Annotated in this window: 18 protein-coding genes and 1 pseudogene; 14 read left to right on the plus strand and 5 right to left on the minus strand. The window is 68.0% G+C overall.

Translation table 11 applies throughout. The features are described from left to right. Positions 1 to 289: 289 nt before the first annotated feature. Positions 290 to 1,864 carry an exopolysaccharide biosynthesis polyisoprenyl-phosphate hexose-1-phosphate transferase EpsZ gene (epsZ, locus tag NR810_RS45055; protein WP_306819045.1) on the plus strand — a complete coding sequence of 525 codons (1,575 nt, stop codon included), beginning with the start codon at positions 290 to 292 and terminating at the stop codon, positions 1,862 to 1,864. 36 nt (positions 1,865 to 1,900) lie between these two features. Here epsZ and sitI6 (NR810_RS45060) read toward each other — a convergent pair whose 3' ends face one another. The 3 genes from sitI6 (NR810_RS45060) to sitI6 (NR810_RS45070) all read right to left on the minus strand — a co-directional run bounded on the left by sitI6 (NR810_RS45060) (position 1,901) and on the right by sitI6 (NR810_RS45070) (position 4,112). Further along, a complete protein-coding gene (gene sitI6 / locus NR810_RS45060) occupies positions 1,901 to 2,623 on the minus strand; it encodes a SitI6 family double-CXXCG motif immunity protein (protein WP_257461791.1) in 723 nt (240 codons plus the stop codon). A gap of 7 nt (positions 2,624 to 2,630) precedes the next feature. Next, positions 2,631 to 3,368: a SitA6 family polymorphic toxin lipoprotein gene (gene sitA6 / locus NR810_RS45065; protein WP_257461792.1), complete on the minus strand. Its 738-nt coding sequence runs from the start codon at positions 3,366 to 3,368 to the stop codon at positions 2,631 to 2,633. A 138-nt stretch (positions 3,369 to 3,506) separates the two neighbouring features. Then, complete coding sequence (gene sitI6, locus NR810_RS45070; protein WP_257461793.1) at positions 3,507 to 4,112, minus strand: SitI6 family double-CXXCG motif immunity protein; 606 nt, start codon at positions 4,110 to 4,112, stop codon at positions 3,507 to 3,509. Between the two features lie 112 nt (positions 4,113 to 4,224). Between sitI6 (NR810_RS45070) and NR810_RS45075 the strand changes: the two genes are divergently transcribed. Both NR810_RS45075 and NR810_RS45080 read left to right on the plus strand, forming a co-directional pair. Beyond that, positions 4,225 to 6,213 (plus strand): serine/threonine protein kinase, encoded by a 1,989-nt coding sequence (locus NR810_RS45075; protein ID WP_257461794.1) that lies wholly within the window; start codon positions 4,225 to 4,227, stop codon positions 6,211 to 6,213. 6 nt (positions 6,214 to 6,219) lie between these two features. Beyond that, positions 6,220 to 7,137 (plus strand): DUF2381 family protein, encoded by a 918-nt coding sequence (locus NR810_RS45080; protein WP_257461795.1) that lies wholly within the window; start codon positions 6,220 to 6,222, stop codon positions 7,135 to 7,137. 28 nt (positions 7,138 to 7,165) lie between these two features. On the opposite strand, the gene sitI6 (NR810_RS45085) is transcribed toward NR810_RS45080, so the two are convergent. Then, positions 7,166 to 7,888 (minus strand): SitI6 family double-CXXCG motif immunity protein, encoded by a 723-nt coding sequence (gene sitI6, locus NR810_RS45085; protein ID WP_257461797.1) that lies wholly within the window; start codon positions 7,886 to 7,888, stop codon positions 7,166 to 7,168. Positions 7,889 to 7,895: 7 nt separating this feature from the next. Next, positions 7,896 to 8,633 (minus strand): SitA6 family polymorphic toxin lipoprotein, encoded by a 738-nt coding sequence (sitA6, locus tag NR810_RS45090; protein WP_257461798.1) that lies wholly within the window; start codon positions 8,631 to 8,633, stop codon positions 7,896 to 7,898. Positions 8,634 to 8,808: 175 nt separating this feature from the next. On the opposite strand from sitA6 (NR810_RS45090), the gene NR810_RS45095 reads away from it, so the two are divergent. The 11 genes and pseudogenes from NR810_RS45095 to NR810_RS45145 all read left to right on the plus strand — a co-directional run. After that, positions 8,809 to 10,443, plus strand: a complete 1,635-nt coding sequence (locus NR810_RS45095) for an oligosaccharide flippase family protein (protein ID WP_257461799.1) — start codon at positions 8,809 to 8,811, stop codon at positions 10,441 to 10,443. A 23-nt stretch (positions 10,444 to 10,466) separates the two neighbouring features. Next, on the plus strand, positions 10,467 to 11,087 hold the full coding sequence (locus NR810_RS45100; protein ID WP_257461801.1) for a polysaccharide biosynthesis/export family protein: 621 nt from the start codon (positions 10,467 to 10,469) through the stop codon (positions 11,085 to 11,087). Between the two features lie 4 nt (positions 11,088 to 11,091). Then, positions 11,092 to 12,312, plus strand: coding sequence for a hypothetical protein (locus NR810_RS45105; RefSeq protein WP_257461803.1), 1,221 nt, complete (start codon positions 11,092 to 11,094; stop codon positions 12,310 to 12,312). Between the two features lie 12 nt (positions 12,313 to 12,324). Next, positions 12,325 to 12,498: a hypothetical protein gene (locus tag NR810_RS45110; protein WP_257461805.1), complete on the plus strand. Its 174-nt coding sequence runs from the start codon at positions 12,325 to 12,327 to the stop codon at positions 12,496 to 12,498. Positions 12,499 to 12,519: 21 nt separating this feature from the next. After that, the gene (locus tag NR810_RS45115; protein WP_257461807.1) at positions 12,520 to 12,918 is read left to right on the plus strand and encodes a response regulator; all 399 of its coding nucleotides are present in this window, start codon (positions 12,520 to 12,522) and stop codon (positions 12,916 to 12,918) included. 4 nt (positions 12,919 to 12,922) lie between these two features. Continuing rightward, positions 12,923 to 14,425, plus strand: a complete 1,503-nt coding sequence (locus NR810_RS45120; RefSeq protein WP_257461809.1) for a GumC family protein — start codon at positions 12,923 to 12,925, stop codon at positions 14,423 to 14,425. Between the two features lie 42 nt (positions 14,426 to 14,467). After that, on the plus strand, positions 14,468 to 15,658 hold the full coding sequence (epsU, locus tag NR810_RS45125; RefSeq protein WP_257461810.1) for an exopolysaccharide biosynthesis GT2 family glycosyltransferase EpsU: 1,191 nt from the start codon (positions 14,468 to 14,470) through the stop codon (positions 15,656 to 15,658). A 4-nt stretch (positions 15,659 to 15,662) separates the two neighbouring features. Then, positions 15,663 to 17,189: an exopolysaccharide repeat unit polymerase gene (wzy, locus tag NR810_RS45130; RefSeq protein ID WP_257461811.1), complete on the plus strand. Its 1,527-nt coding sequence runs from the start codon at positions 15,663 to 15,665 to the stop codon at positions 17,187 to 17,189. 107 nt (positions 17,190 to 17,296) lie between these two features. Continuing rightward, complete coding sequence (locus tag NR810_RS45135; RefSeq protein WP_257461813.1) at positions 17,297 to 17,941, plus strand: hypothetical protein; 645 nt, start codon at positions 17,297 to 17,299, stop codon at positions 17,939 to 17,941. Then, on the plus strand, positions 17,938 to 19,539 hold the full coding sequence (gene epsD / locus NR810_RS45140) for an exopolysaccharide biosynthesis glycosyltransferase EpsD (RefSeq protein ID WP_257461815.1): 1,602 nt from the start codon (positions 17,938 to 17,940) through the stop codon (positions 19,537 to 19,539). The genes NR810_RS45135 and epsD overlap by 4 nt, the downstream gene beginning before the upstream one ends. Further along, positions 19,536 to 20,259 (plus strand): annotated as a pseudogene (locus tag NR810_RS45145) (glycosyl hydrolase); the annotation flags it as partial. The gene epsD and the pseudogene NR810_RS45145, both read left to right, overlap by 4 nt.

Genomic DNA, 20,259 nt, shown 5'->3' on the forward strand with positions numbered 1-20,259 from the left:
CTCCCGTGGAGGACCCATTACGTCCTCTGTACGCCATGCACACGCCATGCCCCTACACGTGAGGCGCGTGTAGGCTTGTTGCCGGAGACGCAACAGGTGTCCTCCGGAGGTTACAACCAAGCTGCAAATATACAGGAGGGATTGACGGATTTCAGGACAAACCTTTACGCTGTCTGCTCTCGAAGCAGGGGGATGTGCCGTCTCAACACTTGGCTCCCGCTGGCTTTTTGCCGACGTTCCGGTCCCCTATCATGCGGATCCGTCGGGAGTGAATTCCGGAAGGCCTGCAATGCGACCCGCATCTCAAGTTGACTCGACCTCCAGCGAGCCGCCCACCACCACCGCGAAGGCAAGTCCCGAGAGCCCACCTGTCGGGTCGGGTCCGGCCGAGACGCCCGTGCCGCTGGTGCTGACGGGCGCACCCACCTCAGTGGATAAGAATCTGGCAGTGGTGGCGCCCGTGACGGCCGAGCCGCGGTCCCCGCGCTTCGCGCCGGGGTTCGCCGCCAAGCTGAACCTGGCGGTGGACCTGGTGCTGGTGGTGACGGCGCTGCTCGTGTCCACGACGATGATGGGCCATGACCTGCACCTGGAGCGCACGGACGTCTGGGTGCTGCTGGGGGTGGGAATCCTGTCGTGGCTGGTGGTGGGCACGGCGCTGTGCCTGTATGACGCGCGGTTCGCGGACCGGGAGCGGCTGGATGACTTGGCGCTCATCTCCATCCAGGTGATGGTCGTCACGGTGGTGCTCTTCCTCACGCGTCTGGTGATGGGCACCGAGTCGTGGATCGTCGCGCTGAGCCTGTTCCCGCCGCTGTTGTGGCCCTCGGTGGCGCTGTTGCGCCTGTACTTCTTCCGGAAGTTGTCGGTGCAGGAGCAGCCGCTGGACGAGGTGCTCATCATCGGCGTGGGAGCGATGGGCCGGCTGACGGGCGAGGACCTGAACAGCAAGCACCGGCGCAAGGTGATCGGCTACCTGAGCTTCAGCAACGACACGGCCACGGCGGCGCCGCCGGCGCCGGTGCTGGGGACGGTGAAGGACCTGGAGAACATCCTGTGCACGGTGCCGGTGGACGAGGTGTTCATCGCCGGGAACATGCTGAAGCACTCGGCGGAGATGCAGAACGCGGTGAAGCTGTGTGAGAACTTCGGGATTCCCTTCGCGCTGCCGGCGTACCACTTCCGGTTCGACCGGGCGCGGCCGGTGGATGACCACGCGGTCTCGGACGGCTACCTGCACTTCATGACGCACGCCTTCCAGCCGCACCAGATGGCGCTCAAGCGGCTCTTCGACATCGTGAGCTCGGCGGCGGCGCTGGCGATGCTCTCGCCGCTGCTGATCGGCGTGGCGCTGGTGGTGAAGTTCACCAGCCGGGGGCCCATCTTCTTCAAGCAGACGCGCGTGGGGCTGCACGGCAAGACGTTCAACATGCTGAAGTTCCGCTCCATGGTGGTGAACGCCGAGGAGCTGAAGGCGAAGCTGGAGGCGCTCAACGAGCAGACGGGACCGGTCTTCAAGATGAAGAACGATCCGCGCATCACGCGGATTGGCCGGTTCATCCGCAAGTACTCCATCGACGAGCTGCCGCAGCTCATCAACGTGCTGCGGGGCGAGATGAGCGTGGTGGGGCCGCGTCCGCCCATCCCGAAGGAGGTGGAGAAGTACGCCGCGTGGCAGCGCCGCCGGTTGTCGGTGCGTCCGGGGCTCACCTGCATCTGGCAGGTGTCGGGGCGCAATCAGATTTCGTTCGAGGAGTGGATGTACCTGGACATGCAGTACATCGACCACTGGAGCCTCAAGAACGACATCAACCTGATCCTCAAGACGGTGCCCGTGGTGCTCACGGGCAGCGGCGCGAGCTGACGGAGATGAGGCGCGCTGGGCCCTCGGGAGTGGGGCTCAGCGCACGGGTACTTCCCGGAGGGAGAACTCCTCGAAGCCGAGCCGCCGCAGGGTGTCGGCGAAGCGCTCGGTGATGACCAGGGTCGCGCTGCCGTTGCGCAACCGGAACAGGTCCAGGTGCTCTGGTAGCGAGGCCCCATCGAGCAGCGGCTCCTTCGGACGGCCGAATTTGTAGCTGCCACACGTCTCGCAAGGCGCCAGGTCGACCGGCGGCAGGCAGCCCGGGTGGTAGAGGCCGTGCAGTTCGATCTCCAGTTCCAGCAACTCCGGTGAGTTCTTCTGCCGGAAGCGCAGCTCCGTACGGCAGCCCTTGAGCCCGCGGAGCCCCTCTGCATGGAGCTGCTCCAACGCCTCACGGCGGATGAGCACCAGCCAGGGATACTGGATGAGGATTTGCGCGATGTTGCCGCGCGCCGAGCCCACGAGCGGCCCGAAGTGGGTGCCAGGTCTCAGCCTCGCTGAAGCGGGGACCAGGGGTCGAACCATCTGCCGCAGACGCTCGAACCTCCCGTAGTCCTCCTCCAACCAGGACTTCTCGAGCTGCTTCGCCTCGGGGAACTCCGACAGGTCCACGCTCGGGTAGGCCTCCGCGATGCCCGCCGCATTGCCGCCACACGTGGGGCACAGCAAGCCGGGCAGGCCCCACTTGTGTTCCGCGTGGTACTCGCCCGTGTAGCGCGCGGTCCCGTACGGGACGGAATCCAGCTCGTAGAATCTCATCTCCTCCTCAGAACTCGATCGGGGGCGGCAGCCTCGTCTTGCCATAGTACGGCTGCAAGGGGGCCATCACTCCAAAACGCACGCACAACTCCCAGGCGTGCTTCCAGATCTCCTCCTTCGTCACCTCCCTGCCCTCATTTTCCCGGATGAACTGCCACCACGCAGCATTCCAGGGACCACCATTTGGCCCTCGATGGATGCTTTTGTGCAGGGTCGTCTCGATGAACATCGTCCACCGATGGATGTCGATGCCCTTGCTCTTGAACCACTTCTTGAACGCCTGCGGGAAGAGGTGGTGCTTCTCGTGAGGCCGGTTGAGCTTCTCGTCGGCCTCCTCCATCTGTTGCTGCTGACTGGGCAGCAGGTTGCGCAGGTGGTGGTTGCGCCAGGGAATGACGAAGACGGCGCCCTTCTGCTTGGGCAGCGGCAGCGGGCCTCCCCAGTACCTCATGGGTGAGCCGCTGTTCACCGCTACGCCCGGGTTGGCCCACGTCTTCACCACCTGCCCGGGCACCACCTCCTCGCCCGAGCCCACCGTGGCCACGGCCTGTGCCACGGCCTCGCAGCGGAAGAAGCCGCACACCTCCTCGTCACACAGCAGGACGAGACACGACTCCCCTTCCTCCTCCTGTGCCTCCTGGTAGGTGGTGTCGAGCGCTTGCGCCTCGTGCAGCACCGTGCCCGAGGCCGCGCAGCCGGACAGCCACACGCCGAGCAGCAGCCCCCACAGCTTCCACGTCTTCATGACGCTCATCCCCCTCGGGTGGAAGGGTCCCACCCCTCGCGCCCCATGGCGCGGACGATAGCGCGCCAGGGCATGCCAACGCGGCCGGATGCGACACTTCCGCAAACGTGTCTCAGGCGAGAATCCGTGGAGTGGGGCTCAGCGCACGGGTACTTCCCGGAGGGAGAACTCCTCGAAGCCGAGCCGCCGCAGGGTGTCGGCGAAGCGCTCGGTGATGACGAGGGTCGCGCTGCCGTTGCGCAGCCGGAACAGGTCCAGGTGCTCCGGTAGCGAGGCCCCATCGAGCAGCGGCTCCTCTGGACGGCTCGGCTCGTAGCTGCCGCACCGCCTGCACGGCACGATGTCGGTCGGCGGCATGCAGTCCGGGTGGTAGAGGCCGTGCTGCTCGATCTCCAGCGCCCGCAGCTCCGGTGAACACTCCTGTCGGAAGCGCAGGTCCGTGCGGCGGCCATTGAGTCCACGGATTCCCTCGGCCTGGAGCTGCTCCAACGCATCACGGCGCATGAGCACCAGCCACGGGTTCTGGATGAAGATCTGCACGAACTTGTCGCGAGCCCCACTGGCCTGATTCGCCTCTGGAGAATTCAACGACTCCAGGCTCGGGTAGGACTCCACGTCGCCCGCCAGGGTGCCCGCACAAGAGGAGCACCGAGGGCCGAGCGGGCCCCTCGTGTTTTCAGCGGGGTCCTTGCCCGTGTAGCGAATGGCCCCATCCGGAACGGCATCCAGTTCGTAGAACTTCATTTTCCTCTTCTCCTCGAGAGCTCGACGGGGACGTCCGCCTCCGTTCGAGCATCATGCCCATCAGTCACTTCAGGGGTTCTGCTAAGCTAACTCACTCCGGAGGTCATGTGCCATGGGCTTTTTTTCGAAGCTCCCCGACATGGGCGAAAAAGTGGGGGACTACCGCATCGTCGGCAGGCTGGGCCGAGGTGGCGGCGGCACCGTCTTCAAGGCCGAGCGCGCTGGCCGCCTCGTCGTCCTCAAGTTCCTGCATGCCTCCGCGCTCGGCGGCCGGGCCCGGCGCGAAATCAGCATCCTGCTGCGCCTGGACAGCCCTCGCGTGGTGCGCTTCATCGGGTGCGACCAGTGGCCCGAGCCCCAGGAGGGCACGCCCTACATCGTCATGGAGTTCGTCGAGGGCCCGACCCTGGAGGTCTACGCACGGGCGAACAACCCGCCGGCCCGCCGGGCCGCGCACCTCATGCTGGAGGCCGCGCTCGCGCTGGGGGAGGTGCACCAGCAGGACGTCCTTCACCGCGACCTCAAACCCGAGAACATCCTCATCCGGAGCGAGGGCGAGCAGCCCGTCCTCATCGACTTCGGCGTGGGCTCGTACCTCGGGGCGCCCCACCTCACCCACAGCATCCTGCCCCCAGGCACCTACGAGTTCCGCTCGCCCGAGGCCTACCGCTTCAGCCGGGACATGGTGGGGGATGACCTGTACGAGTTCACCCGGGCCGATGACGTATGGGCCCTCGGCGTCACCTTCTATTGGTTGCTGACGAACGCCCTGCCCTTCGGGGACAGGTACGACCCGGAAGGCGGAGGCCTGGCGGAGCGCATCCGCCACATGGAGCCCGTGGCGCCGCACGTGCTCAACCCGCGTGTGCCGCTGGCGCTCTCCGCCCTCTGCCTGCGGATGCTGGAGAAGAAGGTGGAGGACCGGTACACGCGCGTGGAGGAGGTGTGCGAGGCGCTGAGGCAGGTCCTGGCCGAGGCCGGGGGAGAGCCGGGCTGGGATGTGCCCCTGTGCGAGCCGGACGCGCCCGGCGACAGCTCCTCGGAGGAGTCCGCGCGAGTGGACACGGACGGCCCCCTGAGCTGGGCACTGGGGTGGCTCGAGCACGAGCCCCGACGAGGAGTCCCACCCGCCGAGGAGGGGAGCGCGCTGGCCGAGGTGGCGAACGGGCAGCCGGACATGCCCGTGGCCGCTCAGCGGGCCCTATCGGAGGAGGAGTCCATCACCCGTCCCACCGAGCCCCCTCTAAAAGTGCGGAGATGGTGGTCCCTGGCCGTGATCACCGGGACGACCCTCGTCCTGGCCCTGGCCCTGGGCGCTGGGGTGTGGAGCCTCCTGTTCCCGCCATGGGCGGACACTCCCGGCACAGACAGGCCGGATGCACCTCGTGCGTTGGCTGGGCTCTGCCCTACTGTAGATGGCGGCTCCGGCCGTGAAATGGCGCTGGCCAGCGAGGCGCTGAATCCTGCCGCTGGCGAAGGCGCGCTGCCATACCTGCCCTCCCTCCCCGCGTCCGAATTCGCCACCGCCATGCTTCGCAAGGAAGACTCCCGCGTGAAGAACCAAGAGAAGCCCGCGCCGCGGCGCGAGGTGCGACGCTGTGTGCCCATCGCCAAGGAGGTGTGCAAGGGAGCCCTCTGCACGATCGTCCTCGTTGGCTGCACCAGCACCACGCCCCAGGTGCGCCCCACGCCGCAGCCCGCCGATTGCCCCCGCCACGCCGAGGCAACCATGGAGCGGGAGTTGGGCATCGTCATCGGGCATGGGACTACGTTCGCGTTTCCCGAGTTCTTCGACGCGGAGCCGGTCGTCATCACCGTGAAGGAGGGCCCCACCCAGGTCCAGCTAAGAGCCCCACTGGGAAAGCTGCCTCCCGGCACCCTCCTCACCGGAGAGCTGCTCTTCGGGGGCAAGCGCGTCTACGGCCGCTTCACGCAGGCCCTCACGCCCGAGGGGAAACCCTTCCCCGTGTGCATCGAGTTCTATTCGAGCATGCATCCGGGTGTCGTAGTCATGCCCGATAGCGGGCGAGACACCGTCAGGATCTCGTCCCACTCGACCGTGATGTCCACGAATCGCTTCAGCGTGAAGCAGGACAACTAGGTTCCCGTGCTCCTCGTATCTCCTGCCAACCTGCTGGCGGTGGCGCTCATCGCCATGACCGCGGATGTTCCAGAGCACCCCCAGCCACCCTCCTGTGAATCAGGCGACCTCCGGGTGCAGCTGGACGCGGACGCAGACAGGAACACACGCGCGTTGTGCATCAGCCCGGAACTGTCCACCAACATCTTCTTCGACGCGAACGTGGCGCGCGTGGAGTTGGAGGGACGAGAGCGGTTCCGCCGCGTGTTGGAGGCGGCGGATGCCCTCACCCTCGTGGCCTCGGAAGCGATGCGTGAGGTGCCGCCGCTGCGGGTGACAGTCTACTTTCGGGATGGTTCAGCCCCCACGAGCGCCAGCTTCCTTCTCGTGGTCCACCCGGCCCTTGCGGCTCGGCAGGTGGAGGTCATCCGCCACACGCGTCCGGTGGCGTTCTACCAGCGGGAAGCCTGGGACACACTGGTTCGGCTCCAGCGGTGCGAGGAGGAGAAGGATCGGACGCTGACCGAGCGGGAGAGGCCAGGTGGCCTCCTGGGGCTGCGCCTCGCGGACCACATGGACGAAACGATCGGAGTCCAGACCCAAGACATCACCGCGTTCATCAAGCGGAAGCCGGGCAACGTGCTGAACGTGCGCCAGTCCTGGACATACCTCTCGAAGCGCCGGGTGGCGGTGGAGATGGAACTGACGAACCCGGGGACGAAGCCCTGGACCCCAGAGGGAGCCGTGCTGCGAGGCGCCCGTGGCGAGCAACTGACGCCGCTTCCCCTGTGGCGCCCGGAGCCCATCCTCCCAGGGCAGACGGTCAAGGTCATGGTGGAGGTCGAGGTGGAGGCAACGAAGACACAGGTGGCGGGTGCATACACCCTCACGTTGTGGGGCACGGACAGGCGCTCGGTCGTTCTGGAGAACGTGACCTTCCCGTAGTGCCACGCTGAAGTCCGAGCCGCGGGACTCAGCGCACGGGCAACTCGCGCAGCGAGAACTCCTCGAAGCCGAGCCGGTGCAGCGTGTCCGCGAAGCGCTCGTTGATGACGATGAAGCCAGGACAGTTCCGCAGACGGAACACGTCCAGGTGCTCCGGCAATGAAGCACCATCGAGCAGCGGCTGCTTCGGTAGGCCGAACTCATAACCACCGCAGGTCCCGCACGGCTCGGTCTTGCCAGGAGGCAGGCAGTCCGGGTGCAACAAGCCGTGCGGTTCCAGTTCCACCTCCAACAACTCCGGGGAGTTCCGCTGCCGGAAGCGTAGCTCGGTGCGGGAGCCCTTGAGCCCTCGCAGCCCCTCCGCCTGGAGCCGCTCCAGCGCCTCACGGCGGATGATGACCATCCACGCATACAGCAAGTAGATCTGAGGAAAAGTGCCTCGCGCCGAGCCCACGAGTGGCCCGAACGCAGTGCCAGGGATCAGCCGCGCCCAGGAGGGAACCAGGGGTCGCACCATCTGCCGCAAACGCTCGAACTTCTGGAAGTCCTCTTCCAGCCAGGCATTCTCGAGCTGCTTCGCCTCGGGCAGTCCCGACAGGTCCACGCTCGGATAGGCCTCCGAGATACCGCTCCAGCTGGCGTCACACGTGGGGCAATGCACACCGGGCAGGCCCCATCGATGGTCCATGGGGAACTCCCCCGTATAGCGCGAGGTTCCATACGGGACAGAACCCAGTTCGTAGAACCGCATCTTCTCCTCAGAACCCGATGGGGGGCGGCAGCCTCTTCCCACCGTAATACGGTTGGAGGGGTGCCATCAGTCCGAAGCGCACGCACAACTCCCAGGCGTGCTTCCAGATTTGCTCCTTCGTCAGCTTCTCGTTGTACTGGTTCTCCGAGATGAACTGCCACCACGCCGCGTTCCAGGGACCACCATTGGGTCCGCGGTGAATGCTTTTGTGCAGGGTCGTCTCGATGAACATCGTCCACCGATGGATGTCGATGCCCTTGCTCTTGAACCACTTCTTGAATGCCTGCGGAAACATGTGGTGCTTCTCGTGAGGCCGGTTGAGCTTCTCGTCGGCCTCCTGCATCTGTTGCTGCTGACTGGGCAGCAGGTTGCGCAGGTGGTGGTTGCGCCAGGGGATGACGAAGACGGCGCCCTTCTGCTTCGGTAGCGGCAGCGGGCCTCCCCAGTACCTCATGGGTGAGCCGCTGCTCACCACGCCCGGGTTGGCCCACGTCTTCACCACCTGCCCGGGCGCCACCTCCTCGCCTGGACCCGCCATGGCCACTGCCCGCGCCACGGCCTCGCAGTGGAAGAAGCCGCACACCTCCTCGTCACACAGCAGGACGAGACACGACTGCCCTTCCTCCTCCTGTGCCTCCTGGTAGGTGGCGTCGAGCGCCTCCGCCTCGTGCAGCGACGAGCCCGAGGCCGCGCAGCCAGACAGCCATACGCCGAGCAGCAGCCCCCACAGCTTCCACGTGTTCATGGTGTGCCCCCCCTCGGGTGGACGCAGCCCTCCCCTCGCCACCCTCGGCGCCGACGGTAGCCCGAAAGCCCAGAACGTCGCGCCCGCTCCAGGAGCCTCCGGCCAGGCACACCCCCAGGCCCTCTCTGGAGCCCATGCGCCCGCCCGGCCGCACTACAGACCTGTAGGCGTTTGTTTGACGGGGGGAAGCCTCTGTCGTTCACTGCTGGCGGCCATTTCCGTCGAGGTACCCGTCATCGAAACGCCCCAGACCAGCGCGGCGGCCGCACCCGTGGCCCAGTCCGCACCGGTGGACGCCCCCAGCCCACTGCGCAACGCCCTGAAGCTGGGCGGGTCGCTGCTGGTGACGTACGTCATCGGGTTCGGTCTGCAGGTGCTGGTGCCGCGGCTGCTGGGTCCGGAGAGCTTCGGCCAGTACAACTGGGCCAACGGCACCTCCGCCGCGTTCTTCATCCTCAGCGCGCTGGGCCTGGACGTCTACATCCGCAAGGAGGTGGCCGTCCGGCGCGAGCACGCCAGCGAGTTCTTCGCCGGCACGCTCCTCCTGCAGGTGGTGCTGGCGTTGGTGCTCCTCGGGGCCATGTGGGTGGCGCTGCGCGGCGAGGGCAAGCCGCCCGAGGTGCTGACGCTGGTGCTGCTGCTGGGCGTCTACCAGTTCTTCTTCCGCCTCAACGCCATCCTCGCCGCCGTCCTGCACGCCCATGAGAAGGTGGATGGGCTGTCGGTGGCCCACGTCCTGATGAAGTGCATCTGGGGCTTCGGGCTGGGGCTGGCGCTGCTCATGCGCGCGCCGCTGCCGTGGCTGGCCGCTCCCTTCATCGGCGCGGAAATCTTCAAGGCCGTCTTCCTCTTCCACCTCACGCGCAAGCACGCGGGGCTGCGGCTGAACCTGGACGTGCGCGCCACCGCCGGAGCGCTGGTGGCCGCCCTGCCCTTCTTCATCAACGAGGCGGCGCTGGCCACCAATGGCCGCGTGGACGTCATGGTGCTGGGCCTGGTCGCCAACACCACCGAGGTGGGCTACTACGGCGCCGTCTGGGGCATCGCGGGCCTGACGATGTTGCTCTCGCCCATCCTCGGCTGGGTGGTGCTGCCGATGATGTCGCGCGCGGCGGCCACCTCGCAGGAGGAGTTCACCCGCATCCTCCGCCGGGGGCTGGAGGGCCTCGTCTCTCTGTCGGTGCCCGTGACGCTGGCGCTCGCGCTGGGCGCGGAGACGTGGGTGCAACTGCTGATTGGCGAGCGCTACCTGCCGGCCGCGCCGGTGCTGCGGCTGCTCGCGCCCATCTTCGTGCTCACCTACGTGGCCACCGTGTGCGGCAGCTGGCTCATGGCGGACAACCGCCCCTGGACGGTGACGCGCACCTCCATCCTGGCCGCGGGGCTCAACCTGGGGCTCAACCTGCTGCTCATCCGCCCCTTCCTCGCGTGGCGGGGGCTCACGGGCGGCGCGAGCGCCACCGCCCTCTCGCTGGCCATCTGCGAGATCGTCGTCACCTGCATCCTCGTGTCCGCCATCGGCCAGCGTGCGTGGGATGCGCGCTCCAAGGCCGTGCTGGGCAAGACGGTCGGGGTGTGCGCCGCCGTCACCGCCGTGCACCTGCTGCTGGGCCAGCTGGGGCTGGACTCGAGCACCCTGCTCCGGGGCCTGGCCCGCCTGGTGGTGGACGGCCTGCTCTACGTGTTCCTCATCCTCCTCACCGGCGCGGTGCGCAAGGACGAGGTGCTCGGGGTGGTGCGCATGGTACGCAACCGCCGCAAGCCCCAGGCCTCCACCGAGCCGCCTCCCTCCGAGGCCCGCGCCGCATGAAACCCTCCCTCCCTCTGCCCGCCATGAGCCGAAACCTCCTCCGCTCCTACCGCTGGCCCCTGCTGGCCTCGCTCCTGCTGCTGTCCGCCTGCTATCAGCCGGGCCGCTTCGTCTGGGTGGACGACTACCGCGAGCCCCCTCCCACCAAGCAGGAGGAGAGCTACGTCATCACCAAGGGCGACGTCCTCAGCGTCAACGTGTGGAACCAGGGGCAGATCTCCTCGCGCCTGCGCGTGCGCGACGATGGCCGCATCAGCCTGCCGCTCATCAACGACGTGGACGCCGCGGGGCAGACGCCGCCCGCGCTCGCCCGCGTGGTGGAGCAGAAGCTCAAGGACCTGGTGAACAACCCCGTCGTCACCGTCATGGTGGACGAGCCCCAGCCCATCAAGATCGCCGTGCTGGGCGAGGTGCGCAACCCGGGCAAGAAGCTGCTCGAGTCGGGCTCCGGGCTGCTGCAGGCGCTCTCGGAGGCCGGCGGCTTCACCGACTACGCGCGCGACGATGCCATCTACGTGCTGCGCAAGGACCCCGGCTACCAGACGCCGGTGCGTATCCGTTTCACCTGGCCCTCCCTCACCCGCAACGAGGGCACGGCCTCCGTCTTCCGTCTGAAGACGGGTGACGTCGTGGTGGTGGAGTAGACGCATGGCGCTGCCCGCCCTGGCCCTCGGCTGGCTGCTGGTGGCCTCCGCCCCAGCCGTCAAGTACAAGGCCTCGGCCCGAGTCGAGTCCGTCGTCCGCACGCGCCTGCTCACCGAGCAGGGCTCCGCCGTGTTGGCGGACGTCATCATCGCGCCGCGTCTGGACAGCGTCCTCTACACCAACCTCCTGGAGGTGAAGTTCTCCTACGAGCCGCAGTTCCTCATGCGGCAGGCGGTCCAGAAACCCACGCTGGAGATCCTCCAGTCCGTCTACGCGCGCGCCGACTACAAGATTCGCAGGGATCTCACCCTGCTCGCCGTCCACACCACCACGTACGGCGCCTTCCCCCTCGAAGGCATCGGAGGCGGGGTGGGCACCGGCAGCACTCCGACGAACCCGGGGGCCAGGGCGATCGACCCCAGCAGCGCCTACGTCTACACGGAGACGGCGGTGGGCTTCTTGACGTCGCTCGGCATCAAGCGGCTGTCCGTTGGCGGCACACTTGGTTGGGTCGTCAACGGCCTGGTGGTCGGAGAGACACGTCCCGTCAAGCGAGGCGACGCGTCCTACCCGCAGCAGCGCTACCCCGAGCTGCGCCTCCAGTCCTTCTACGGTGCCACCCGCCGCGACTACTTCACCCTGTCCCTGTACGGCCGGGACGTATCCTTCTCCACCGGCCACCGCGACTCCATCCTCCAGTTCTCCCCCGGCGTGCAGCACCTCTTCTCCCCGCTGGTGGACCTGAGTGTGGAGCCAGGTATCGCTGTAGGTAGGGTGTACCCGAGACGACCGGACCGGTTGCCGGAGGACGTGGTCATGCCCATCCTGGAGACGACCCTCAACACCCCCGTCCCGCTCGGCAACCACTGGCCCGTGAAGGCCAAGGTGCGCGCGCGCTATCTGCCCTACATGGATCCCCTCACCACCGAGCTCATACCCCGGGCGGATGTGGGCGTGGACCTGGAGTGGAAGGGCCGGCGCGAGGCCAAGGTGCTCGGAAAGGTGCGCTATGCCCATCCCCTCACCTCGGGAATTCACCGGACTGACGCGGAATTCAAGACCGAGCTCGAGGTCCTTCATCCCCTGCCGAACTCCCGCTACCTCTACGTGCAGGGCAAGGGGCAACTCACCTGGACGAAGCACCTGGTGCTCTCTAGCAATCCTGTCGTCCAGTGGTACACCAGTGTTGGATTGGTTGTCCGCTATGACCGTGGTAGGCTTTAGGCGCACCAGGCCATGAAGAAGTTCATCCTGATGTCGGTGCTGTACGCCACCATCATCCTGCCGAGCCTGGCGGCGCGCGAGCGCAACCCGTCTCGGGGCGTGAAACGGGCGGTGGCGATGTTCGTGGCGTACAACTTCCTCTACGTCTTCCTCGTCCTGGTCGTCTGGACGTCCATGGAAGACTGAAGAAAAGACCCGAGAGATTTTATGGAGCAGCTGCAAGGGACGGTGCTGGTCGTCGACGACTCGCCGATGTTCCGACGGATGTTGAGCGACATGCTGGCGTCCCTGGGTTGCACGCGCGTCAAGGAGGCCTTCGGTGGCCGCGCGGCGCTGGAGCTCATCACCCAGGAGCGTCCGGCCCTGGTGTGCCTGGACCTGACGCTGCCGGACCTGTCCGGCTACGAGGTGTGCGAGCAGATCCGCGCCACGCCCGGCCTGGAGGACCTGCCGGTGCTGATGATCTCCGCGCGCACCACGGCGATGGACCGCGCCCAGGCCGAGGAGGCGGGGGCGAGCGGCTACCTCATCAAACCCTTCACGCCCGACGAGCTCCGCCAGCAGGTGGAGCGGGTGCTGGCCGCGCACCCCAGGAAGGAGGCGTAGGCAGATGGCTCAAACCCACGACGAGCTTCCCGAGGTGGAGAAGGCGCAGGCGCAGATCTTCGACTGGGAGGCGCTGCGCGACTACCTGGGCTACGTGAAGAACGCCATCCTGCGCCACAAGCTGCTGGCGCTGTGCACGTTCATCGTGACGGCGGCGCTGGGGCTGGCGCTGGCCAAGTTCCTGCCGCGCAGCTACTACTCGGAGTCCTCGCTGCTGCCCAAGCGCGCCTCCACCATCGCCGCGCTGGTCAACCCGGACCGGATTCCGGCGTTGGACCCGGACCCGCCCAACCCCCTGCGCCCGCCGGGCGAGGTGGACTCGGTGACGCGCTCGGCCGCCCAGGCGGTGATGCGGCGCGAGAACCTGGTGGCCCTCATCAAGCGGGTCAACCTGCTGGACCGCTGGGAGGCCACGCGCGCCCCGCTGCTGCGCTTCAAGGACACGGTGATGCACCTGCTCTCCGGGCGCCCCACCGAGGACATCAAGCTGGATGCCATGGTGGGCATGATGGAGAAGGCGCTCATGGTGAGCACCGAGGACGGCAAGGTCACCATCGGCATCACCTGGCCCGACCCCCAGCTGGCCGCGGACCTGGTGGAGGCCGCGCAGCAGAGCTTCCTCGAGGCCCGCCAGCGTGAGGACCTGGCCAGCATCAACGACGCGCTCGACATCCTCGAGATGCACGAGAAGCAGGCCACCGAGAACTACAAGAAGGCCTTCAGCGAGTTCGAGAAGGTCTTCGCGCAAATCATGATCGAACGCCGCCGCGCGATTGGAGATCCGCGCGTGGGTGGCTTCAACATGGACCAGCACCTGGCGGAGATGCGCTTCCTCATCCGCGCCAAGCGCCGCGCCATCTCGGACGCCGAGGAGCAGCACAGCCGGCGCCTGGAGCAGCTCAACGCGGAGCTGGTGGCGCAGCGCAAGATGTACGGGGAGAGCCACCCCACCATCGTGGAGTTGCAGCAGCGCATCTCCGGGCTGCGGGCGCAGGTGTCGCCGCAGACGACGGCGCTGCAGACCGAGGAGCGGGAGCTGACGCGGGAGTACGAGCGCTATGGCGGCGGCTCGGTGCCCTTCCCCGACGAGCCCATGCCGGACCCGTATGGCCTGGAGCGCGTGCTGATGGGCATCCTCCCGGCGGTGTCGGAGAACCCCAAGGCGGCGGTGTCGCTGGACGAGGTGCGCTCGCGCACCATCATGCTGCAGCAGCTGCGCAAGCGCATCGACTCGGCCAAGCTGGAGCGCGACATCTCCCAGGCCTCGTTCAAGTACCGCTACACGCTGCTCACCCCGGCCGAGTTCCCCCGCACGCCGGTGAAGCCCAACGCGAAGCTCATCGCCATTGGCGGCATCGTGGCGGGCCTCATCCTGGGCCTCTTCGCGGCCATCGCGCGTGACGTGCTCAGCGGCCAGCTGTTGCAGGCCTGGCAGGTCAAGCGGGGGCTCGGACTGCCCGTGCTGGCCGAGCTGGAGCAGCCGCCCATGGAGTCGCAGTCCCAATAGCGCGGTGTCCCCGCGCTCCACCCGAAGTCCCCAGAAGCCGTGATGCTGCTCGAACTGCTGCTCGTCCTCCTGGCCCTGCCGGTGCTCGCCGCCTCGGGCTACCTCTTGCTGCTCACGCTCCTGTCGGGGAACAAGGAGGCGCCGCCGCGCGTGGCGCCCCGCCTCAAGTTCGACATCATCATCCCCGCCCACAACGAGGAGGCGGGCATCGCCCGCACGGTGGCCAACCTCTCGCGGGTGGACTGGCCGGTGGAGCTGCGGCGCGTCCTCGTTGTGGCCGACAACTGCTCGGACGCCACGGCGGACCGGGCGCGCGAGGCCGGCGCCACGGTGCTGGTGCGGCACGACAAGGAGCTGCGCGGCAAGGGCTACGCCCTGCAGTACGCCTTCGAGCGGAGCCTGAAGGACGGCTTCGCCGACGCGGTGGTGGTGGTGGACGCGGACACCGAGGTGACGGACAACCTGCTGCACGCCTTCGCGGCACGGCTGGAGGCCGGTGCCCAGGCGGTGCAGGCGCACTACGGCGTGCTCAACCCGCATGCCTCGTGGCGCACGAAGCTGATGGCCATCTCCATGGCCCTCTTCCACAAGGTGCGCTCGCTGGGCCGTGAGCGGCTGGGCGTCTCGTGCGGCCTGCGCGGCAACGGCATGTGCTTCACCCACGCCATCATCCGCCAGGTGCCCCACGAAGCCTTCTCCATCGTGGAGGACCTGGAGTACGGCATCCGCCTGGGGCAGGCCGGCCAGCGCGTGCACTACGCATGGGAGGCCGAGGCGCTGGGCGAGATGGTGTCCAGCGAGAAGGCCGCGCGCTCGCAGCGCCGCCGCTGGGAGGGTGGACGCATGGCGATGATGCGCAAGTTCGGCGTGCCGCTGCTGGCCGAGGGCCTGCGCAAGGGCGACAAGGTGCTGGTGGACCTGGCGATGGACCTGCTGGTGCCGCCGCTGAGCTGGGTGGTGCTGGGCTCGGGCGCGGTGACGGTGGGCTCGGCGGTGCTGGCCTGGTGGCGGGGCGCCGTGGGACCGTCCGCGCTCGTGGCGGCGGCCAGCGTGCTGGCGCTCGTGCTGTACGTGATGCGCGGCTGGTGGGTGTCCGGCATGGGCCTTTCGGGACTGGCGGCCCTCGCCCGGGCGCCCTTCTACGTGGCCTGGAAGCTGTGGCTGATGCTCAGCCGCCCCGAGGAGAAGAAGGGCGAGTGGGTGCGCACGGCACGAGAGGGACAGAAGCCCTGAGACGATGGAAGCCATCCTCTCGCGCAAACCCATCTTCCTGATGCTGGTGGCCCTGCTGGTGCTGGCCACCATCGGGCTGCTCGTCGTCGCCCCCGCGCTGGCGCCACTGCCCGTGGTGGGCTCGGCGGGCTTGTGGTGGGTGTGCCAGCAGAAGCTGCGCCACCTGACGTTCGGCCTCTTCGCCCTGGGCGTCACGGTGGACCTCGTCACCGAGGTCCCCTACGAGGGCCACTGGCAGTCTCCGCTGTACCTGCCCGGCAAGCTGCTCTTCACCGTGCCCGGCCTGACGCTGCCCCTGATGGACGTGGCCGTCGTCGGGCTGCTGTGCCTGATGGTCTACCGGCGCGCCTACGGCATCAAGATCGACCCGGAGCCCTCCCCGCTGCCCAGACCGATGGTGGTGGGGCTCATCGTCCTGCTGCTCACCATCATCTGGCTGCAGGTGTGGGGCATCTCCATCAACGGCGGCGTGGCGCGCGTGGCCAAGTTCCAGTGGCACCAGATGGTGTCGCTCGCGGTGATGGTGATGCTCTTCAACGCCGCGGTGCGCGGGCCCGAGGACTTCCACACCCTGGGGCGCATCATCATCGTGGGCTGCTGTACCAAGGCCTTCCTGGGCGCCTTCTTCATCCTGACGATCGCCCGCCCCCGTGGCCTGTACCACGAGTACGCCACCACGCACTCGGACACGCTGCTGTACGTCACGGGCCTGGCCTGCGTCATCTGGTCCTGGACGGAGAACCCCATCCGCAAGCACTTCTGGCGGATGGTCTGGGTGTGCGCCGTCATCTTCATGGGCATGCACTACAACGACCGGCGCCTGGCCTACGCCAGCTTCCAGATCTGCCTGGTCACCGGGTACATCGTCACGCCCTGGAGCGGCGTGAAGCGCAAGCTCACCCGCATCGCCCTGCTCCTGCTGCCCATCTTCCCCCTCTACATCACCGCGGGCTGGCAGAACCCCACGGGCGTCTTCGCCCCGGTGGGCACCATCAAGTCCATGCTGGTGGGCGAGAACCTCGCCAAGGGGCAGATGGACTACCGCGACATGGAGAACCTCAACGTCATCGCCACCTGGGAGAAGCGCCCCTTCCTCGGCACCGGCTGGGGCCACCCCTTCGACGAGGTGATGAAGCTGCCCGACATCTCCCATGCCTTCGCGGACTACCTCTACCACCCGCACAACTCGGTGCTGGGCATGCTCGCCTTCGGCGGCGTGGTGGGCTTCAGCGGGCTGTGGGCCTGGATTCCCATTGCCGTCTTCCTGACAGTGCGCGCCTACCACCGGGCCCACGAGCCCATCGCCCGTGCGGGTGGATTGGTGGCGCTGTCGGTGTTTGTGGCCTATACCCAGCAGTGTTTCGGAGACATGGGGACCATCAGCTGGATGGGGACCCTGCTCGCGGCGATGGCCGTGGCGTGTGCCAGCAAGCTGGCGGTGGTGACGAAAGCGTGGCCGACGGCTCAATCTCCAAGAACCGGAGTCTCGGAGTCTGAGAATTCGCACAATCCGGTAGGAAATCTGGTATGATATCGCACCGTAAACTCAAGAGGCCACGGAAATTTGACAATCGGGGCCCTGAATCGACCTCTTCGGTGCTGCCAAACGCTTCGCAACGCGCTAACATGGGGTTACCCATGTTCGAGCCTCATGACAAGAAGACGAAGGGTGGCTCGCGAAACGGGGGCCCCAATCCACCGGACCAACGGCGCGTGGTGCAGCCGCTGTCGGTGGTGAGAGGCAACCGGCCGCAGCCCACGCCTCCGTCTCCTCCCGGACCGCCCCCCACGGGGGAGGTGGTGCCCGAGGTCGTCGAACAGCCGCAGAAGCCCGTCAGCACCGCCCCCACCAGCACGCTCCTGCACCTGTGGGCGATGCTCAACCAGCGCACCCGCTGGTCGTCGCTCGTGGTGGTGCCCTCGCACGAGAGCTGCTCGGGCATGCAGGCGGCGCAGGCCATCCTCGAGGTGGGGAGCAAGCAGGGCAGCACGCCCATCCACTTCCTGGATGCCGAGGGCCTGGAGCTGGGCGCGGCGCAGCACGTGGTGGCGGAGATGATGGCGTACGTGGAGCAGGGGGACCGCGTGGTGGTCCTCATCGACTCCATCGTCTCCAACCCGGTGGGGCTGGAAGTCGCGCTGGCGGCCGAGAAGGCGCTGCTGTGCGTGTCGCTCGGCACCTCGGACTACACCTCGGCGCGGCGGACGCTGGAGCTGGTCGGGAAGGAGCGCTTCCTGGGAAGCGTTACCCTGCAGCCCCCGTCTGGAGCCCCGAAGAAATGAGCGCAGCCCCCGGCGCCTCTGGCGCCGCTGTTCCCCCTCGGCCCGAGGCCTCGCGCCCGCGGCTGAGTGTGGTCGTTGCCACCTACAACCGGACCGAGCTCATCCAGCGGCTGCTCGCCCAGCTCGCCCGGCAGACGCTGGCCCCTTCGGACTTCGAGGTGGTGGTGGTGGACGACGGCTCGCGCGAGCCGGCCGCGCCCCACCTGGAGAAGCTGAAGCTGCCGTACACGCTGCGCGTGGAGACGCAGGCCAACGCCGGCGCGGCGGCGGCCCGTCACCGCGGCGTGCTCGCGGCCCGCGGCGACGTGGTGCTCATCACGGATGACGACATGCAGGTGGCCGAGGACTTCCTCGCGCGGCACCTGGAGCGTCACCCCCAGGGCTCGCGCAACGTGGTCATCGGCGGCATCCGGCCGGACCCCGCCATCTCCGACATGCCGCTCTTCGAGCGGTGGTACGCGTGGCTCAACAACCGCATCGCCGCGAGCATGAGCGGCCCCAAGCGGCGCGCGCGCGGCTGGCAGCTCTTCACCGGCAACGTCTCCTTCCGCCGCGAGGACTACGTGGCAGCCGGCGGCTTCGACAAGAGCCTGGGCCAGTCGGAGGACATCGAGCTGGGCGTGCGCCTGGAGAAGGCGGGCTGCCGCTTCGAGTTCTGCACCGCGGCGTACGTGCTGCACGGCTCGGACCACACCAGCTTCGAGAAGTGGCTGAAGCGGGCGAACCGCTACGGCGTCTTCGACACGCACCTGGCCGACAAGCACCCGGACGTGCCGCAGGTGGATCCGTGGCGGTACCTCTTCGAGATGAATCCGCTGGCCCGGCCGCTGCTCGCCGCGGCGGTGGTGGCGCCCGAGGCCACCCGCCCGGTGACGGAGGCGGTGATGGGCGCGGCGCGGCTGGCGGACAAGGTGGGGTTGCGGAGGGCGGCCTTCGCGGGCACCTCGGTGGCCTACGTGATGGAGTACCTGCGCGGGGCGCGCTCCGAGGCGGGCTCGCTGCCCCAAGCGGCCGCGCGCGCGGCCCGCTTCGCGTTCACCGGTGGCAAGCCCGGCCAGGTGCTCAAGCTGGTGAAGGCGCTCAAGGAGGACGCGCTGGAGGTGGCGCGCTCCGAGTACGGCCAGCCCGGAGTGAAGGCCGTGGCCGCCATGGTGCTCACCTCGGACGGCTTCCGCGTGCTGGCGCTGCAGCGGCTGCGCGAGGCGGCGCGCGGGCTGGGCATTCCGCTGGGCAACCACGCGCTGCGCGTGGCGCAGACGGCGGTGCTGGGCGTGGAGATCGGCAAGGACGTGGAGCTGGGCAGCGGCGTCTACTTCGTGCACAGCCTGGGCACCGTGGTGGGCGGTGACGCGAAGGTGGGCAACCGCGTGCGCTTCTACGGCAACAACACCGTGGGCACCGCGAAGGATGACGGCTACCCCGTCATCGAGGATGACGTGTGGGTGGGCGCGGGCGCGCGCATCCTCGGTCCCATCACCATCGGCGCACGCTCGCGCATCGGCGCCAACGCGGTGGTGCTCAAGGACGTTCCCCCGGACAGCGTGGCGGTGGGCATCCCCGCGCGCATCGTCCCGCGCAAGGATGTGGACGGCGAGTGATGCGGTGGTCCAGCAGCGGTAGCGCGTGGCGCGGAGCGAAGGCCCGGATGGTGCTGGTGGCCGGGGTGTGTGCGTGCGCGCCCGTGCTGGACTCGTGCAAGCGAGGCACTCCCGAGGCCCAGGCGGCCACGTCCACGCAGGCGGCCTCGCCCTCGGGTGTCTACGCCATTCCGGCGCTCACCGAGGTGGCCTATGCCAATGGCCTCCAGCCCGGCTGGCGGGACGAGGGCTGGGCCGAGCGCGAGCTGAAGGAGCAGGCTCCCGCGAAGCTGCGCATGGCCAACCTGGGCGGGTGGATGCTGCACAAGGCGGGCATCCAGGGCGACTTCGGTGGGCTCGCGCTGCGCTACCGCGCGCCCCAGGGCTTCGGGGAGTTCCTCGAGGTGCGGCTGGACTCCGAGGGCGAGACGCTCTTCCCCCGCGTCAGCGTGGACGGCACCCATGTGGCGCGCCGCGAGGGCGAGTGGGTGCAGCTCTTCGTCCCCTTCGAGCAGCTCAACCCGCAGAAGGTGCCCTTCACCCGCATCGTCATCCGCGCACACAAGAAGGTGGGCGACGACTGGGTGGAGGTGGATCAGGTGGGCCTCACCGGCCCCGGCGGCATGACGCCCATGGACGGCACCGCCCTGGTGGAGCAGACGCGGCAGGTGGAGGGGAGCGCCGCCCGGCCCGTCATCGAGCCGGTGGAGCTGGCCTATGACAACGGCCTGCAGCCGGGCT

Source organism: Archangium lipolyticum (assembly GCF_024623785.1).
Taxonomy (GTDB): Bacteria; Myxococcota; Myxococcia; order Myxococcales; family Myxococcaceae; genus Archangium; species Archangium lipolyticum.

Excerpts from the sequence above, each read along its gene's own strand:
- NR810_RS45115 (WP_257461807.1), top strand. The coding sequence starts at position 12,520 with ATGGAGCAGCTGCAAGGGACGGTGCTGGTCGTCGACGACTCGCCGATG.
- NR810_RS45105 (WP_257461803.1), top strand. The coding sequence starts at position 11,092 with ATGGCGCTGCCCGCCCTGGCCCTCGGCTGGCTGCTGGTGGCCTCCGCC.
- epsU (WP_257461810.1), top strand. The coding sequence starts at position 14,468 with ATGCTGCTCGAACTGCTGCTCGTCCTCCTGGCCCTGCCGGTGCTCGCC.
- NR810_RS45075 (WP_257461794.1), top strand. The coding sequence starts at position 4,225 with ATGGGCTTTTTTTCGAAGCTCCCCGACATGGGCGAAAAAGTGGGGGAC.
- NR810_RS45100 (WP_257461801.1), top strand. The coding sequence starts at position 10,467 with ATGAGCCGAAACCTCCTCCGCTCCTACCGCTGGCCCCTGCTGGCCTCG.
- NR810_RS45120 (WP_257461809.1), top strand. The coding sequence starts at position 12,923 with ATGGCTCAAACCCACGACGAGCTTCCCGAGGTGGAGAAGGCGCAGGCG.
- sitI6 (WP_257461793.1), bottom strand. The coding sequence starts at position 4,112 with ATGAAGTTCTACGAACTGGATGCCGTTCCGGATGGGGCCATTCGCTAC.
- sitI6 (WP_257461797.1), bottom strand. The coding sequence starts at position 7,888 with ATGCGGTTCTACGAACTGGGTTCTGTCCCGTATGGAACCTCGCGCTAT.
- sitI6 (WP_257461791.1), bottom strand. The coding sequence starts at position 2,623 with ATGAGATTCTACGAGCTGGATTCCGTCCCGTACGGGACCGCGCGCTAC.
- epsD (WP_257461815.1), top strand. The coding sequence starts at position 17,938 with ATGAGCGCAGCCCCCGGCGCCTCTGGCGCCGCTGTTCCCCCTCGGCCC.
- epsZ (WP_306819045.1), top strand. The coding sequence starts at position 290 with ATGCGACCCGCATCTCAAGTTGACTCGACCTCCAGCGAGCCGCCCACC.
- sitA6 (WP_257461798.1), bottom strand. The coding sequence starts at position 8,633 with ATGAACACGTGGAAGCTGTGGGGGCTGCTGCTCGGCGTATGGCTGTCT.
- NR810_RS45110 (WP_257461805.1), top strand. The coding sequence starts at position 12,325 with ATGAAGAAGTTCATCCTGATGTCGGTGCTGTACGCCACCATCATCCTG.
- sitA6 (WP_257461792.1), bottom strand. The coding sequence starts at position 3,368 with ATGAAGACGTGGAAGCTGTGGGGGCTGCTGCTCGGCGTGTGGCTGTCC.
- wzy (WP_257461811.1), top strand. The coding sequence starts at position 15,663 with ATGGAAGCCATCCTCTCGCGCAAACCCATCTTCCTGATGCTGGTGGCC.
- NR810_RS45135 (WP_257461813.1), top strand. The coding sequence starts at position 17,297 with ATGTTCGAGCCTCATGACAAGAAGACGAAGGGTGGCTCGCGAAACGGG.